Source organism: Streptomyces sp. NPDC127177, from assembly GCF_042672475.1.
In the GTDB taxonomy this organism is placed as follows: domain Bacteria; phylum Actinomycetota; class Actinomycetes; order Streptomycetales; family Streptomycetaceae; genus Streptomyces.
On the sequence record NZ_JBHXUW010000102.1, the window covers coordinates 1 to 15,364 of the forward strand.

Here is a 15,364-nt window from a genome sequence, read left to right on the forward strand (position 1 = left end):
ATGGTCCGCGAGACCTCCCAGATGTTCATCACCGGACCGGACGTCGTGAAGGCGGTCACCGGCGAGGAGATCACCCAGAACGGCCTCGGCGGCGCCGATGTGCACGCCGAGACCTCGGGCGTCGCGCACTTCGCGTACGACGACGAGGAGACCTGCATCGCCGAGGTCCGCTACCTGATCGGGATGCTGCCCTCGAACAACCGCGAGAACCCGCCCACGGTCACGAGCGACGACCCGGCCGACCGGCGCGGCGACGTCCTGCTGGACCTGGTGCCCGCCGACGGCAACCGCCCGTACGACATGCACAAGGTCATCGAGGAGCTCGTCGACGACGGCGATTACCTGGAGATCCACGAGCGCTGGGCCCGCAACATCGTCTGCGCGCTGGCCCGCCTGGACGGACAGGTCGTCGGCATCGTCGCCAACCAGCCGCAGGCCCTGGCCGGCGTCCTGGACATCGAGGCGAGCGAGAAGGCCGCAAGGTTCGTCCAGATGTGTGATGCCTTCAACATCCCCATCGTCACCCTTTTGGACGTACCCGGCTTCCTGCCCGGCGTCGATCAGGAGCACGGTGGAATCATCCGGCACGGGGCGAAGCTGCTCTACGCCTACTGCAACGCCACGGTGCCGAGGATCTCGCTGATCCTGCGCAAGGCCTACGGCGGTGCGTACATCGTCATGGACAGCCAGTCCATCGGCGCCGACCTCACCTACGCCTGGCCCACCAACGAGATCGCGGTGATGGGCGCCGAAGGTGCCGCCAACGTCATCTTCCGCCGGCAGATCGCCGACGCCGAGGACCCCGAGGCCATGCGGACCCGCATGGTCAAGGAGTACAAGGCCGAACTGATGCATCCGTACTACGCCGCCGAGCGCGGCCTGGTCGACGACGTCATCGACCCTGCCGAGACCCGTGAGGTCCTGATCGCCTCACTGGCGATGCTCCGCAACAAGCACGCCGACCTGCCGTCCCGCAAGCACGGCAACCCCCCGCAGTAGTCCGCAGCACTGCCGAGAAGACGGAGAAACACCCATGACCACTGCCGCCGAGTCCGTGCTGCGCGTCGAGAAGGGGCTTGCCGCCCCCGAGGAGCTGGCCGCCATAACCGCGGTCCTGCTCGCCCGCGCCGCAGCCCAGCCCACCGAGGCCCCCGCCCACCGAGGCCGCACCACAGCCGGTTGGCGCCGCCTGGAGCGCACCCCCGGCTTCCGGGCCCCCCACAGCTGGCAGGGCTGACCACAACAGGCCCACCGGGCCCACGCCGGCCGAAGGCCGGGCGCACCAAACGAAAGGCCCCGCACTCCCAACGGAGCGCGGGGCCTTTCGTACATCCGGACGGGCGGGCCGCAGGCCCTACCGCAGACGCGCCATCAACGCATGCTCGACCAAAGTGATCAGCGCACTCTTCGCATCCGCCCGATGCCGCGCGTCCGTGGTCAGAATCGGGGTGTCGGGTCCGATCTGGAGCGCTTCGCGCACCTCGTCGGGGGTGTAGGGCTGGTGTCCGTCGAAGCCGTTGAGGGCGATGACGAACGGCAGTCCGCTGTTCTCGAAGTAGTCGACGGCGGGGAAGCAGTCGGCGAGGCGGCGGGTGTCGACCAGTACGACGGCGCCGATGGCGCCGCGTACGAGGTCGTCCCACATGAACCAGAAGCGGTCCTGGCCGGGTGTACCGAAGAGGTACAGGATCAGGTCCTGGTCCAGGGTGATGCGTCCGAAGTCCATGGCCACCGTCGTGGTGGTCTTGTCCCCGGTGTGTGTCAGGTCGTCGATGCCCGCGGACGCGGACGTCATCACGGCTTCGGTGCGCAGCGGATTGATCTCCGAAACGGCACCGACAAACGTGGTCTTACCCACGCCGAAGCCCCCTGCCACCACGATCTTCGCCGAGGTAGTGGAGCGGGCCGCTCCGCCGCTAGAGCTTGCGAAGTCCACTGAGCACCCTTTCGAGCAGTGTCACATCTGGCTGGCCACCGGCGGACTCTTCGCCGCCGGGCTGGTGGATAGCGACGAGTCCGGCCTCTGCCAGGTCGGCTACGAGGATCCGGGCAACGCCGAGAGGGATCGAGAGCAGGGCCGAGATCTCGGCCACCGACTTGATCTCGATGCACAGCCGGCAGATCCGCTGGTGCTCGGGCAACTGCCCTTGCAGCCGGGACGGATCAGCCGTCGTACTGACCAACGCCTCAATCGCGAGTTGGTAGCGCGGTCGGGTCCGTCCACCTGTCATGGCGTACGGACGGACGAGCGGATTGTGTGCGGCCGGGGCCGGTTCGGGGGCCTGTCGCGGCTGCACCGGCTGGATGCGCGGCGGCGGCTGCGGGGAGTCGTAGCGGTGCGGGCGCTGCGGCCGCTGGGGCTGCTGCCGCCACTCCGAGCCCTGCGTGTGCTGCGGCCAGTCGTCCGCGCCCTGTGCCTCCTGGTGCGGCCAGTCGTCCGAACCCTGCGAGCGCCGGGCCTGCCGGAACGGCTGAAAAGGCTGCTGCGCATCCTGTCTTCCGGGCACGGATGGGTAGTCGAAGCCGTCGCCCCTGTGCTCACCCGGTACCTGCTGACCACCGTTGAACTGGTGCCCGCCTGGGGGTGTACCCACGATTCCTCCTCCGACTGCCGGTCCCGGTCCCAGTGGGTCCGCGCCACCGCACCTTATGGCGCGGTGACGCGAAACGCACTGTCTGTCTACTAGTTAAGAAGACTTCCCTGAAGTTCGGCGCGGAGGTCCGGAGTCAGGACACCGCCGGCACGATCGACCAGAAGTGCCATTTCGTACCCAACCAGACCGATATCGGCGTCCGGGTGTGCAAGAACGGCCAAGGAAGACCCGTCGGAGACGGACATGATGAAGAGGAATCCGCGCTCCATCTCCACAACTGTCTGATTCACGGCGCCGCCCTCGAAGATCCGGGAGGCACCTGCGGTCAGCGAGGTCAGACCGGAGGCGACAGCCGCCAGCTGGTCGGCGCGGTCACGCGGAAATCCCTCGGACATCGCCAGCAGGAGTCCGTCGGCGGAGACCACCACCGTGTGCGACACCCCGGGGGTGTTGTCCACGAAGTTGGTGATCAACCAGTTCAGATTCTGCGCCGCCTGGCTCATCGGGCTCACACTAACGCTCCTGGTTGTAGGTATTACTGCTGTCCGAACCCGCGTTACGTCCCCGCAGGACGCCCCGTCGCAGGTTGCTCAACCTGCCACGCACGTCCTCCGGGGCGCGGGAGACCTGGGGGCCGCCCTGCTGGGTCTGCTCGGCCGTGCCCTCGACCAGATTGGCCTTGGGCACGCGCCGGGGAAGACCGGACGGGGTGACCCCGCCCGCCTTGGGGTCCCGGAGCTTCTCGGCCCGCTCCCAGCGCTCGTCGTTCGCCGAGCGCCAGTCGTCGGTTCCTTCGGTCTCGTCGGCCTCCCGCTGCACCGGCGACGGCTGCTGCGGTTCCGGCTGCTGCTGCGGCTGCGGCTGCTCCTGCGCGGCCACGGGCCGCTCGTTGCCGCGGCCCGTCGGCTGCCAGTGCTGCTGACCGCCCCGGCGCGGCAGACCGGCCTCGGTCATCTCGTGGCCGGGGTTCGGAACGGGGCCCGAACGGTCGAAGCCTACGGGGTCCTGCGGTTCGGCGGGGGCGCTCGGCTCGGATTCCGGTTCGGTCTGCGTCAGGGGTTCGTACGCACCCCGGTACGCGCCTTGATCCGGCCACTCCTCCTGCTGGGGCTGGACGGCGTACTGCCCGTCGTAGCCCTGCTGAGGCGACTCGGGAGCGGCGTAGGACGCTTCCGGATAGCCGTTCTGCCCGTCGAAGTCGGGCTGCTGGACGTAGCCGGTGTCACCGCGGAACGGGTCGTAACCGCCCTCGTACGCGTTCTGGTCGTACTGCGGCTCCTGCTGCCCGCTCTGCTGCGGTTCCCGGGCGTACTGGCTCACGGCGTAGGGGTCCTCGGCATACGCGGCCTGCTCGTACTGTTCCTGCGGCTCCGGCTGCTGCTCCTGCTGCTGGGGGAACGGCGATTGCTGTTCTCCGCCCGCCTGGGCCTCCAGCGCCGCGCGGCGCTCCTCCCGCATGAGCGAGCGGCCCACCGGGTCGAGCTGCGCGGGCTCCGCCGACGGCTCCTCGTAGCGGGAGTCGTCGAAGCCGAGCTCCGCCGCCGTGCGCAGCTGGGGCTGGAGCGGAAGCGGCGCGTCGAAGGCATGCTGCTGCGGAATGATCGAGGAGACCGTGAAGTCGTCCTGCGCGGGGGCGCCTTCGCCGCCGCCACCGTGGGTGATGGCGTCCGGCAGCATGACCAGAGAGGTGGTACCGGCCTGCTCGCCCGAGGGGCGCAGCTGGACCCGGATGCCGTGCCGGTCGGCCAGCCGGCCGACCACGAAGAGGCCCATGCGCTGGGAGACCGCCGCGTCCACGGTCGGCGGGTTGGCCAGTTTGTGGTTGATGTCGGCGAAGTCCTCGGCGGTGAGGCCGATGCCCTTGTCGTGGATCTCGATCATCACGCGGCTGTCGGGCAGCCGGGTCGCGGTGACCCGCACCTTGGTCTGCGGCGAGGAGAACGTCGTGGCGTTCTCCAGCAGCTCCGCGAGCAGGTGCACGAGGTCGGTGACGGACTGGCCGTGGATCTCGGTCTCCGGTACGCCGGAGAGCTCGATGCGCTCGTAGGACTCCACCTCGGAGGAGGCGGCCCGCAGCACGTCCACGAGCGGCACCGGCTGGTTCCACCGGCGGCCGGGCTCCTCACCGGCGAGGACGAGGAGGTTCTCCCCGTTGCGGCGCATACGGGTCGCGAGGTGGTCCAGCCGGAAGAGGCTCTCCAGCTGGTCCGGGTCGGCCTCGTTGTTCTCCAGGTCGGTGATGAGGGTCAGCTGGCCCTCGATGAGCGACTGGTTGCGGCGCGAGAGGTTGGTGAAGATGGCGTTGACGTTGCCCCGCAGCATGGCCTGCTCGGCCGCCAGCCGGACCGCCTCGCGGTGCACCTGGTCGAAGGCGCGGGCGACCTCGCCGATCTCGTCCTGGCTGTTGATCGGGATCGGCTGGACGCGGGTGTCGACCCGGCCCGGGTCGGTCCGGGAGAGCTGGTCGACGAGCGAGGGCAGCCGCTGCTCGGCGATACCGAAGGCGGCGGTGCGCAGCCGGCGCATCGAGCGGCTCATCTGACGGGCCATGAGTCCGGCCAGGATGAAGGCGGCCAGCAGGGCGACGAGCACGATCGCGGCGTTGACGATGGCGTCGGTCCTGGCGTCGGCGGAGATGCCCGCGGCCTCGGTCACCGCCTTGTCGACGAGTTCGTCCTCGACGGTGGTGTAGCCGTCGAACTTAGCGGTGGCCGCGGCCAGCCAGGTCTCGGGGGTGATCCCCTTCGCCTTGAGCTGGGCGGGGCTCCTGCCGAGACCGAGCTGCTGGGCCATGCCGTCGAAGACCGAGCCGTCGACGGTGGGCGGCGTCACGAACGGCACACCCGCCGCGTCGGCCTGCTCCTTGGCGGCCTTGACCTTGGCGGCGCCGTCGGCGGCTTTGCCGGCCATGACCGTCTTCAGCCGGGCGGAGTCCGCCTCCGTACCGCCGGAGACGAATTCACCCAGCGCGATCTGCTCCAGGTAGTTGTACGAGCCGAAGGCCTTCACCTGGTCGTTGAACTTGCCGCTCTCCTGGCTGGGCCGCACCAGCAGGTGCATGCCGATGGAGCGCTGAAGCGATTCTGCAGCCTTGGCCAACTCGATTGCGTAGACGGTGCGGCCGTAGCTGGTGATGTTGCCGGTGCCGAGGCCGAGCTCGTTGCAGAACTCCATCAGGGAGTGCTGGACCTGGACGTAGCCCTCTTCGGTCTTCACCGGGTCCATGGCCTCGGCGTAGGCGGCCTTGCGCAGGTCGGGGAGCTTGGGCTCCTCCAGCCGGAACAGCTTGAGGCGGCGCTCCAGGCCCTGCTTGGCCGGCATGTCCTTCACGGCCGTGTCGAACTTGTCCGCGGCCGAGTCGGTGGTGGCGCGGACCTGGCTGACGATCGAGGCGTCGCGCTTGTTGGACAGCAGCGGCTGAGCGGAGAGGTCACGCTCGTTCAGCAGCGCCTGCCCGTACTCCGAGGCCGCGCGCACGATGAGCGCGGTCTTCTCGGCGTCCTGGGCCTCCTGCCAGGTGTCGATCGAGGCCTTCACCTGGAAGCCGCCCATGACCAGGCCGACCAGCACGGGGATCAGGAGAATCGCGTTCAGCCGGGTGGGCACCCGCCAGTTGCGCGGGGACATCCGGCTGGTGCTGCCACCGGCAGACGCCCCTTCGGACACGTCGGCGGACGACGCCGCGGCGCGCGGCGGGGTGAAGTTGCCCCGCTCCGGCAGCGCCGTGGAGCCCTCGTTGTTACGCCTCACTCGACCAACAACCTCTCGGCGTCGGCACCTACGCTGTGCCGTGTTTGTTCAGGGCCGTACTACTCGGGAGTTCGTCGAATTCCAGCACGGGAAACGGTCGCGTTCCAAACAGTCGGAATGGGCCATTCGGAGTGGCGCAGACCTCAGATAAAACGGGCATAAAGAACGAGCCCCGCCAAAAGGCGAGGCTCATGTGAGCACAGCGGTACCGAGCGTGCGCGTCGGGTGTCGACTGTGAAGTAATTCTCTTTCGAAACGTTATGAACACGGGGGGTGGATCGTGTCAAAGGACACAGTCCACCCCCGTGTGACTACCTTAACCGCCGTACACCAGTACCGACTTGTGGCTACTTGAGCCGAGCCATCAAAGCGTGCTCCACCAGCGTGATCAGACCGCTCTTGGCGTCGCCGCGGTGCCGGGCGTCGGTGGTGATGATGGGGGTGTCGGGTCCGATCTGGAGCGCTTCGCGCACCTCGTCGGGGGTGTAGGGCTGGTGTCCGTCGAAGCCGTTGAGGGCGATGACGAACGGCAGTCCGCTGTTCTCGAAGTAGTCGACGGCGGGGAAGCAGTCGGCGAGGCGGCGGGTGTCGACCAGTACGACGGCGCCGATGGCGCCGCGTACGAGGTCGTCCCACATGAACCAGAAGCGGTCCTGGCCGGGTGTACCGAAGAGGTACAGGATCAGGTCCTGGTCCAGGGTGATGCGTCCGAAGTCCATGGCCACCGTCGTGGTGGTCTTGCCTCCGGTGTGTGTCAGGTCGTCGATGCCCGCGGACGCGGACGTCATCACGGCCTCGGTGCGCAGCGGATTGATCTCCGAAACGGCACCGACAAACGTGGTCTTGCCCACGCCGAACCCGCCCGCCACCACGATCTTCGCCGAGGTGGTGGCACGGGCAGCACCGCCACTAGAGCTTGCGAAGTCCACTGAGCACCCTTTCGAGCAGTGTCACATCCGGCGCGCCGCCGGCCTCTCCGTTGCCCGGCTGGTGGATGGCCACCATGCCGGCTTCCGCCAGGTCCGCGACGAGAATCCGGGCCACACCGAGCGGCATCGACAGCAGGGCCGAAACCTCGGCCACCGACTTGACCTCACGGCACAAGTGGCAGATCCGCTGGTGCTCGGGGAGCAGTGTTCCCAGGTGCGCCGGGTCGGCCGTGGTGCTGACCAACGCTTCTATCGCTAGTTGGTAGCGCGGTCGGGTCCGGCCGCCTGTCATGGCGTACGGACGAACCAGCGGCTGGTCGCCTTCACCTTCGTACGACGCGTGGTTCAGCGCGCCGTACGGATCGGGTGAGGCGGGTGGCGGGGTCATGAATCCTCCGGGCGTGACAGCAGGGCGTCGGCTTGCCGTCTGAAGGGGCCGGTGGGGGGCTGTAAGCGGCCGGACGGGCGAGGGTTGATTTCAATACCTGAAGTAGTCGTCTGTGTCACCGGTTCACGGCCGCCTAGTGGAGCAGGCTGCCCTGGAGCTCGGCACGGAGGTCCGGGGTGAGGACAGTGCCCGCCCGGTCGACCAGCAGAGCCATTTCGTACCCGACCAGACCGATATCGGCGTCCGGATGGGCCAGTACGGCAAGCGAGGAGCCGTCGGAGACGGACATCAGGAAGAGGAACCCGCGTTCCATCTCCACCACGGTCTGGCTGACGGCGCCGCCTTCGAAGATCCGGGAGGCACCCGCGGTCAGCGATGTCAGACCGGAGGCGACAGCCGCCAGCTGGTCGGCGCGGTCGCGCGGGAAACCTTCGGACATCGCCAGCAGCAGGCCGTCTGCGGAGACCACCACCGTGTGCGACACCCCGGGGGTGTTGTCCACGAAGTTGGTGATCAACCAGTTCAGATTCTGCGCGGCCTGACTCATCGGGCTCAACTAACGCTCCTGCTGGTGAGTGGGGCCGAGTGGGAAACTGCCGGTCGACGGGCCGTTGTTGGCCTGACGCCCCTGCTGGATGCCCCTGCGGAGATTGGTGAGACGCCCGCGCACATCATCGGGCGCACGCGATACCTGGGGACCGGACTGATGGTTCTGCTGCTGGGCTGTGCCCGGCACCAGATTGGCACGCGGTACCCGGCGAGGCAGACCGGAAGTGGTAATTCCGCCTGCTGCGGGCTTCTTCGCCCGCTCCGCCTGCCGGACGAGTTCGTCGTTCGGCGAGGCGCGCCAGGAGCTCGTCACGCCGTTGCCGCCGTCCGTACCACGCTGCGGCGCGGGCGGAACGGGGCGCTCCTCGGCGGGCTGCTGCGGGAAGGCCGGCGCCTGCGGCGCGACGGGCGGCTGCTGGGTGTACTGCTGCTGCCCGCTCTGCTGCTGGCTGTTCTGCTGCTGGGCGTTCTGCTGCGGACCGTGGAACCAGTTCGTCTCGAGCGTGTCGTACAGCGGCGTACGGCCGTCGCCGGGCCCGGAGGCCGGCGGAAGCGCCTCGGGCTGCTGCGGCAGGGCCGGACGGTACTGCTGCGCGTCGGGCTGCGGTGCGACGGGCGGACGCGGAGCACCGAAGTCCGCGTTGCCGCCGTCACGCCGGACCGGCGCGGGCTGTCCCTGGTTCTGTCCCTGGCCCTGCTGACCGAAGTCCGGCCGGGCGAACTGCGCGGTGCTCGCCGGGTCCGGCGTCTGCTGACCGGGGCCCTGCTGCGCACCCGGAGCGGGCGCCGAGAAGTCCGGGCGGGCGAACTCGGAGGTCGAGCCCGGCCCCTGCCGGTCGTCCGGCGGCGTCCGACGGGCGAGCGGCGGCGGGTTCAGCGGCCGCTGGAACTGGCCGGTGGACTCGGGCTCCTCGTGACCGCGCGGTGCGTCGAGCGGGGAACGCTGCTGGGGTGCGGACGGCTCGTCGGAGCCCCAGCTGGTGGTCTGCGGGCGCTGCGGCTGCGGGTTGCCACCGGGCAGCTCCGCACGCGGGCCGCCCACCGGGGGCAGCTGACGGCCGTTGTCGACCGGACCACCGGGCTGCTGGAAGCCACCCTGGCCGCCGGCGTTCTGCTGGGGCTGCGGAGCCTGCCTGCCGGGGCCGTTGCCCGCGCCCTGGTTGTTCTGCGACGGCCGCCGATGGGCGAACAGCCCACCGGGCTGGCCCGCGTCCGTACGGCCCGCGTTGTCGCCCTGGCCGCGGGCGCCCAGCCGGGCACCGCCGCCGAAGGCGTTGGAGAGGCCGCCGCCCTGACGCGGCGGCTCCTGACGGGAACCGTCCCGCGGCTGCCGCTGCGGACCGTTGCCGGAGAGGCCGGCGCTCTGGAAGCCGGAGTTCTGCTGGCTGTTCTGGTCGGGCTGGTCGGGCCTGCCCTGCTGGCCCGGCTGGTTCTGGGACCGGCCGGCGGCGCTGTCCCGGGAGGGGAGCGCGGCCCGCGGACCGGAGCCCGCACCGACCTGACCGCGGGCGGCACCCGGACCGGTCGCGAGCCGGCCGCCGGGGGCCGACGAGGGACCGTCGAGACCGGGGCGCGGGGCGTTGCCGCCGGCGAGCAGTCCACCACCGGTGGGCGCACCACCGGCGAGCAGACCACCGGGAGCGGACTGCTGGCCCGGCGCCTGCTTCGGAACCGGCATCTTGCCGCCGTGCGCGACATCGACGGGGAGCATGACGAGCGCGGTCGTACCACCGGAGTCGGAGGGCCGCAGCTGGATCCGGATGCCGTGACGCAGGGACAGCCGGCCGACCACGAACAGACCCATGCGACGGGAGACCGAGACGTCCACGGTGGGCGGCGAGGCGAGCCGCTCGTTGATCGCGGCGAGGTCCTCGGGGGAGAGGCCGATGCCCGTGTCGTGGATCTCGACGAGCACCCGGCCGTCGGGCAGCGCGTGACCGGTGACCCGGACCTTCGTCTGCGGCGAGGAGAACGACGTGGCGTTCTCCAGCAGCTCGGCGAGGAGGTGCACGAGGTCGTTGACGACGCGTCCCGCGACCTCGGTGGCGGGCACCGCGGCCAGTTCGATGCGCTCGTACTGCTCCACCTCGGATGCGGCGGCACGGAGCACGTCGACCAGCGGCACCGGGCGGGTCCACCGGCGGCCCGGCTCCTCGCCCGCGAGGACGAGGAGGTTCTCGCCGTTCCGGCGCATACGGGTCGCGAGGTGGTCGAGCTTGAAGAGCGAGGACAGCTGGTCCGGGTCGGCCTCGCGCGACTCCAGCTCGGAGATGAGCGAGAGCTGACGCTGGATGAGGCCCTGCGAACGGCGCGAGAGGTTGGTGAACATCGCGTTGACGTTGCCCCGGAGGAGGGCCTGCTCCGCGGCGAGACGGACGGCCTCGCGGTGCACGTCGTCGAAGGCCGCGGCGACCTTGCCGATCTCGTCCCTGGAGTGGACACCGACCGACTCGACCGAGGTGTCGACGTCCTGCGGGTCGGCCTCGGAGAGCTGCTTGACGAGCTCGGGCAGCCGGTCCTGGGCGACGCGTGTCGCGGTGTCCTGGAGGCGGCGCAGCGAGCGGATCATGGACCGGGCGACGACGAAGGCGCCGACCAGCGAGACGCCGAGGACCAGCAGGATCAGCGCACCGGAGATGACCGCTTCGCGCTGGGACTCGTCACGCAGTTCGCGCGCCTTGCCCTCCATGTCGCTGAGGAGCGTCTCCTCGATCTGCTTCATGGCCTGGATCTTGTTGGAGTCCTGGTCGTACCAGTCGAGGTACGAACGCCGGGCCGTCCCGGTCATGCTGCTGGGGCTGTCGAGCACCTTCTTGGCGTAGGTGTCGGCGGCCTTGATCTCCGGGTTGCCCTCGTCCAGCGAGGCGGTCAGCTCGTCCGCGTTGTTGCCGGTCGTCGTGTAGATCAGCTCGAAGGAGCGGCGCGCGAGTTCTTCCTTGCGCAGCGCCGCCAGGCCGAACTGCCGGTCGTTCGAGTCCAGTTCGGGCTGCTTGTCGTTGCCGCCCGGCAGCGCCGCCGCGATGATCGCGCGCTGGACCGAGGCGTACTCCTTGGCGGAGGAGAAGGCCGCCAGGGCGCGGGTCCGCTTGATCATCTCGGGACTGCTGGTCGCCTGCGCCATGTCCTGCGAGAGGCTCAGCAGCGAGGTGATCAGCTGGCTGTACGCGTCGACGGTCTGAAGGCTCGGGGTGCCCTTGGCGAACGCCTGCTTGCGGATGTCGCGGATGCCGCCCAGCTGCGCGGCGATCTGCTGGACGCTGGAGTGGATGCTCTCCAGGGCCTCGTCGCCCTCGGTGTCGCCGATGTCGTTGGTCGCGTTGAAGAAGGCCTTCTTGGCCCGGTCCGTCTTCTTCCGCGGTTCGGTGACCTTGAAGTCGTCGGCAGGCACTCCGTTGGACAGCGGGCCCGCCGACCGGTCGCGCTCCTCCTGGAGCGCCTGCGCCAGCGAGGTCGCCTGCTTGGTCATCTTGGTCAGCAGCTGCATGTGCTCCAGCTGCTGGATGTCGTTCATGGAGTCGTTGATGCGGAGACCACCCAGGGTGGTCGCCGCGACCACCGGGAGGGCGAGCAGGGAGACCAGACGGGTACTGATGCGCCAGTTGCGGAGAGCCACTCGCGATCCGGTGTTGACCGGGCCCTGCGGCTTGAGCGACGTGATCGGATCGGAGCCGCCGTTCGCCCCGGCGCCGGGGCGCTTGGCGCGGTCGCTGTTGTCGCCGGCCGCGGCCGGTCCGGGGTTCTGGGCGTGCTGGGGCGAGGAGCCGCGGTCGGTCCCGCCGCGCGGCTCCTGTTCGGCCGCAGCGCTGCCATCCCTCTTGAAACGTCCCTGCACTAGCGTCGCAACCTCTGGACCAGGCGTTCCCCCCGTCATCGACGGTTGGAACGGTGTCGGCGTCGTGGGGCGATGTGCCGCCCCATGGTGGTCTTGAGTGACCGGCGTTCTTCCCCTTCCCGCCGCCACTCGGCTCGGCGCTGCGTTGCGCCCCCTGCGCGCCGGCCTGAAACCTGCGGCGGTGCGTGGAATTCCAGCACAGTGCAGGATCTCCAACAAGGCCCAGGTACCGGGCTGTGACCTGGGTGACACGTTGTGATGGAGATGTAACAAGCCGTGGAGCCGGTTCACGGCCATACCGGACGATTGCGGGCGAACCTATTGGCGGCGGCGGGTGTCCCAGACGACATGATCAGGAGCGGAATGATTCATTCAGTGGTGCAATGTCTGGTTCGTCCAGTGGAGCCGACCGCCCGGATTGTGGCAATTGTCGGGCCCGTGGTGAGCAAACTCACATGATGATCGCTGTCTCTTCCGGGCTCCCGGAGGGAATCGGATGTTTAGCCTGACGCTTTACAGGGATGGCAAAACCGACAACCGGCGCCCCCGCGGGCGGCGCCCCTACCGACAGGGCCCGAACGGCAGATGAAGACGACGATGATGTTCCGCAACATTGCCAACCCCCGGCGTACGACGCTGGCGCACCTCAAGGACGCCGAAGCGCTGCACACGCCGGAGCAGCCGGAGCACGCGCTCGACCTGCCGACGCAGACGGCCAACCCCCGCCGCACGATCCTGATGACGGCCCCGGAGAGCACCACGGCCGCCGCGGAGTAATACGGCGGGGCCCTCCCCTCTACGGCGGGCCTCCCGCCTCTCACGTGCGCCCGCGCCTCGCCCGTCGGGAGCTTGCCCCGACGGGCGAGGCGCTAGCCTGGAGCGTCAGTCTTCAGTCAGCCAGCAAGTGAGGGGCCACAGCTTCCCGTGCGCATCGCCAGGTTCTCCATCGACGGCAATGTCGCCTTCGGCGCCGTCGAGGGCGACGGGCCCGATGGTCTCGTCCTCGACATCATCAAGGGCATCCCGTACGCCGAGTTCGAGCTCTCCGGGACCAAGGTCCCGCTGAACAAGGTGCGGCTGCTGCCGCCCGTGCTCCCCAACAAGGTCGTGGCCATCGGCCGCAACTACGCGGAGCACGCCGCGGAGCTCGGCAACGAGGTCCCGGACGTCCCCGTCGCCTTCTTCAAGCCCACCACCTCGGTGATCGGCTCCGGCGACGCCATCGAGTACCCCTCCTTCTCCGACGAGGTGCACCACGAGGCCGAGCTGGCCGTGGTCATCGGCCGGATGTGCCGCGAAGTGCCGCGCGAACGGGTCAAGGACGTCATCTTCGGCTACACCTGTGCCAACGACGTCACCGCGCGTGACGCCCAGAAGCGCGAGAAGCAGTGGGCCAGGGCCAAGGGCTTCGACACCTCCTGCCCGCTCGGCCCCTGGGTGGAGACCGACCTCGACCCCCGCGACCTCGCCATCCAGGCCACGGTCAACGGCGAGCAACGGCAGCTGGGCCGGACGAGCGAGATGATCCGCTCCATCGAGGACCTGGTCGTCCACATCACGGAAGCCATGACGCTGCTCCCGGGCGACGTGATCCTCACCGGCACTCCCGCAGGGGTCGGACCCCTCCATGTCGGCGACGAGGTCGCCGTCACCATCGAAGGCATCGGCACTCTCACCAACAAGGTGATCAAGCGTGGTTAACGTCCCCGTCCGTGTACGTTTCTGTCCCTCCCCGACCGGCAACCCCCACGTGGGCCTGGTCCGGACGGCCCTCTTCAACTGGGCCTTCGCCCGGCACCACCAGGGCACCCTGGTCTTCCGTATCGAGGACACCGACGCGGCGCGCGACTCCGAGGAGTCCTACCAGCAGCTCCTGGACTCGATGCGCTGGCTCGGCCTCGACTGGGACGAGGGCCCCGAGGTCGGCGGCCCGCACGCCCCGTACCGCCAGTCGCAGCGCATGGACATCTACAAGGACGTCGCCGAGAAGCTCCTCGCCGCCGGCCACGCGTACCGCTGCTACTGCACGACCGAGGAGCTCGACACCCGGCGCGACGCCGCACGCGCCGCCGGCAAGCCCTCCGGTTACGACGGTCACTGCCGTGACCTGAGCGACGAGCGGAAGGCGGCGTACGAGGCCGAGGGCCGTACCTCGATCGTCCGCTTCCGGATGCCCGACGAGGCGATCACCTTCACCGACCTGGTCCGCGGCGACATCACCGTCCAGCCGGAGAACGTGCCGGACTACGGCATCGTCCGTGCCAACGGCGCCCCGCTCTACACGCTGGTCAACCCGGTCGACGACGCGCTGATGGAGATCACCCACGTCCTGCGCGGCGAGGACCTGCTCTCCTCCACCCCGCGCCAGATCGCCCTCTACCGGGCGCTCATCGAGCTGGGCGTAGCCAAGCAGACCCCCGCCTTCGGCCACCTGCCGTACGTCATGGGCGAGGGCAACAAGAAGCTCTCCAAGCGCGACCCGCAGGCCTCGCTGAACCTCTACCGCGAGCGCGGCTTCCTGCCCGAGGGGCTGCTCAACTACCTCTCGCTGCTCGGCTGGTCGATCGCCGAGGACCGCGACATCTTCGACATCGACGAGATGGTCGCCGCCTTCGACATCGAGGACGTCAACGCCAATCCGGCCCGCTTCGACCTCAAGAAGTGCGAGCACGTCAACGCCGAGCACATCCGCCGGCTCGATGTGAAGACCTTCACCGAGGCGTGCGGTCCGTGGCTGCAGGCGCCGTTCGCCCCCTGGGCCCCGGAGGACTTCGACGCGGACCTGTTCGCGACGATCGCCCCGCACGCCCAGACCCGGGTGACGGTCCTCTCGGAGATCACGGCCAACGTCGACTTCCTCTTCCTCGACGAGCCGGTCACCGACGAGGCGTCCTGGGCCAAGGCGATGAAGGAGGGCTCGTACGCCCTGCTCGTGACGGCCCGCGCCAAGCTGACCGAGGCGGAGTGGAACACGGACGCGCTCAAGGCCGCCGTCCTCGCCGCCGGTGAGGAGCACGGCCTGAAGCTCGGCAAGGCCCAGGCCCCGGTCCGTGTCGCCGTCACCGGCCGCACCATCGGCCTGCCGCTCTTCGAGTCCCTGGAGATCCTGGGCCGCGAGAAGACCCTGGCCCGCGTGGACGCCGCACTGGCGAAGCTGACCGCGTAACGCGCCCGTAGGCGCGGCAGAGGGGCGGGGGGGGGGGGCGCCCCCCGCGGGGGCGCCGGCCCGGGGAGGGTGGGGGGTGTGGGGGCGGCGCAGAAGCACCAGAAACCCCCAGAACCCCCGAGCACCCCCCCCCCGGGCGGCGGCCCCCACCCCCCC

Annotated in this window: 13 protein-coding genes; 5 read left to right on the forward strand and 8 right to left on the reverse strand. The window is 69.5% G+C overall.

Annotation, left to right across the window (positions count from 1 at the left end; genetic code table 11):
- On the forward strand, positions 1–999 hold a 999-nt coding region (locus tag ACFVJX_RS35055; RefSeq protein ID WP_384196214.1), incomplete at its 5' end, for an acyl-CoA carboxylase subunit beta.
- A 34-nt stretch (positions 1,000–1,033) separates the two neighbouring features.
- Entirely contained in the window at positions 1,034–1,237 is a 204-nt protein-coding gene (locus ACFVJX_RS35060) for an acyl-CoA carboxylase subunit epsilon (RefSeq protein ID WP_384134122.1), read from the forward strand.
- Positions 1,238–1,354: 117 nt separating this feature from the next.
- Here ACFVJX_RS35060 and ACFVJX_RS35065 read toward each other — a convergent pair whose 3' ends face one another.
- The 8 genes from ACFVJX_RS35065 to ACFVJX_RS35100 all read right to left on the reverse strand — a co-directional run bounded on the left by ACFVJX_RS35065 (position 1,355) and on the right by ACFVJX_RS35100 (position 12,042).
- The gene (locus tag ACFVJX_RS35065; RefSeq protein WP_014048542.1) at positions 1,355–1,936 is read right to left on the reverse strand and encodes an ATP/GTP-binding protein; all 582 of its coding nucleotides are present in this window, start codon (positions 1,934–1,936) and stop codon (positions 1,355–1,357) included.
- Positions 1,917–2,594, reverse strand: a complete 678-nt coding sequence (locus ACFVJX_RS35070; RefSeq protein WP_384134125.1) for a DUF742 domain-containing protein — start codon at positions 2,592–2,594, stop codon at positions 1,917–1,919. The genes ACFVJX_RS35065 and ACFVJX_RS35070 overlap by 20 nt, the downstream gene beginning before the upstream one ends.
- An 89-nt stretch (positions 2,595–2,683) precedes the next feature.
- Positions 2,684–3,097: a roadblock/LC7 domain-containing protein gene (locus ACFVJX_RS35075; RefSeq protein ID WP_037779127.1), complete on the reverse strand. Its 414-nt coding sequence runs from the start codon at positions 3,095–3,097 to the stop codon at positions 2,684–2,686.
- A 10-nt stretch (positions 3,098–3,107) separates the two neighbouring features.
- Positions 3,108–6,344: a nitrate- and nitrite sensing domain-containing protein gene (locus ACFVJX_RS35080; protein WP_384134129.1), complete on the reverse strand. Its 3,237-nt coding sequence runs from the start codon at positions 6,342–6,344 to the stop codon at positions 3,108–3,110.
- Between the two features lie 347 nt (positions 6,345–6,691).
- Positions 6,692–7,273 carry an ATP/GTP-binding protein gene (locus ACFVJX_RS35085; RefSeq protein WP_073738725.1) on the reverse strand — a complete coding sequence of 194 codons (582 nt, stop codon included), beginning with the start codon at positions 7,271–7,273 and terminating at the stop codon, positions 6,692–6,694.
- The gene (locus ACFVJX_RS35090) at positions 7,254–7,661 is read right to left on the reverse strand and encodes a DUF742 domain-containing protein (RefSeq protein ID WP_073738726.1); all 408 of its coding nucleotides are present in this window, start codon (positions 7,659–7,661) and stop codon (positions 7,254–7,256) included. Before ACFVJX_RS35090 ends, ACFVJX_RS35085 begins: the two co-directional genes overlap by 20 nt.
- A 133-nt stretch (positions 7,662–7,794) precedes the next feature.
- The gene (locus ACFVJX_RS35095; protein WP_024495006.1) at positions 7,795–8,208 is read right to left on the reverse strand and encodes a roadblock/LC7 domain-containing protein; all 414 of its coding nucleotides are present in this window, start codon (positions 8,206–8,208) and stop codon (positions 7,795–7,797) included.
- Positions 8,209–8,217: 9 nt separating this feature from the next.
- Positions 8,218–12,042, reverse strand: a complete 3,825-nt coding sequence (locus ACFVJX_RS35100; protein WP_384134132.1) for a nitrate- and nitrite sensing domain-containing protein — start codon at positions 12,040–12,042, stop codon at positions 8,218–8,220.
- Positions 12,043–12,627: 585 nt separating this feature from the next.
- Between ACFVJX_RS35100 and ACFVJX_RS35105 the strand changes: the two genes are divergently transcribed.
- The 3 genes from ACFVJX_RS35105 (at position 12,628) to gltX (ending at position 15,208) form a co-directional block, all read left to right on the forward strand.
- Positions 12,628–12,819, forward strand: a complete 192-nt coding sequence (locus tag ACFVJX_RS35105) for a hypothetical protein (protein WP_384134135.1) — start codon at positions 12,628–12,630, stop codon at positions 12,817–12,819.
- 147 nt (positions 12,820–12,966) lie between these two features.
- The gene (locus ACFVJX_RS35110; protein ID WP_384136904.1) at positions 12,967–13,743 is read left to right on the forward strand and encodes a fumarylacetoacetate hydrolase family protein; all 777 of its coding nucleotides are present in this window, start codon (positions 12,967–12,969) and stop codon (positions 13,741–13,743) included.
- A complete protein-coding gene (gene gltX, locus ACFVJX_RS35115) occupies positions 13,736–15,208 on the forward strand; it encodes a glutamate--tRNA ligase (RefSeq protein ID WP_384136902.1) in 1,473 nt (490 codons plus the stop codon). Before ACFVJX_RS35110 ends, gltX begins: the two co-directional genes overlap by 8 nt.
- Positions 15,209–15,364 lie beyond the last annotated feature (156 nt).

What these genes read in the sequence shown, in the direction of transcription:
- ACFVJX_RS35075 (WP_037779127.1), bottom strand. Translation starts at nt 3,097, where the DNA reads ATGAGCCAGGCGGCGCAGAATCTGAACTGGTTGATCACCAACTTCGTG.
- ACFVJX_RS35090 (WP_073738726.1), bottom strand. Translation starts at nt 7,661, where the DNA reads ATGACCCCGCCACCCGCCTCACCCGATCCGTACGGCGCGCTGAACCAC.
- ACFVJX_RS35105 (WP_384134135.1), top strand. Translation starts at nt 12,628, where the DNA reads ATGAAGACGACGATGATGTTCCGCAACATTGCCAACCCCCGGCGTACG.
- ACFVJX_RS35060 (WP_384134122.1), top strand. Translation starts at nt 1,034, where the DNA reads ATGACCACTGCCGCCGAGTCCGTGCTGCGCGTCGAGAAGGGGCTTGCC.
- ACFVJX_RS35095 (WP_024495006.1), bottom strand. Translation starts at nt 8,208, where the DNA reads ATGAGTCAGGCCGCGCAGAATCTGAACTGGTTGATCACCAACTTCGTG.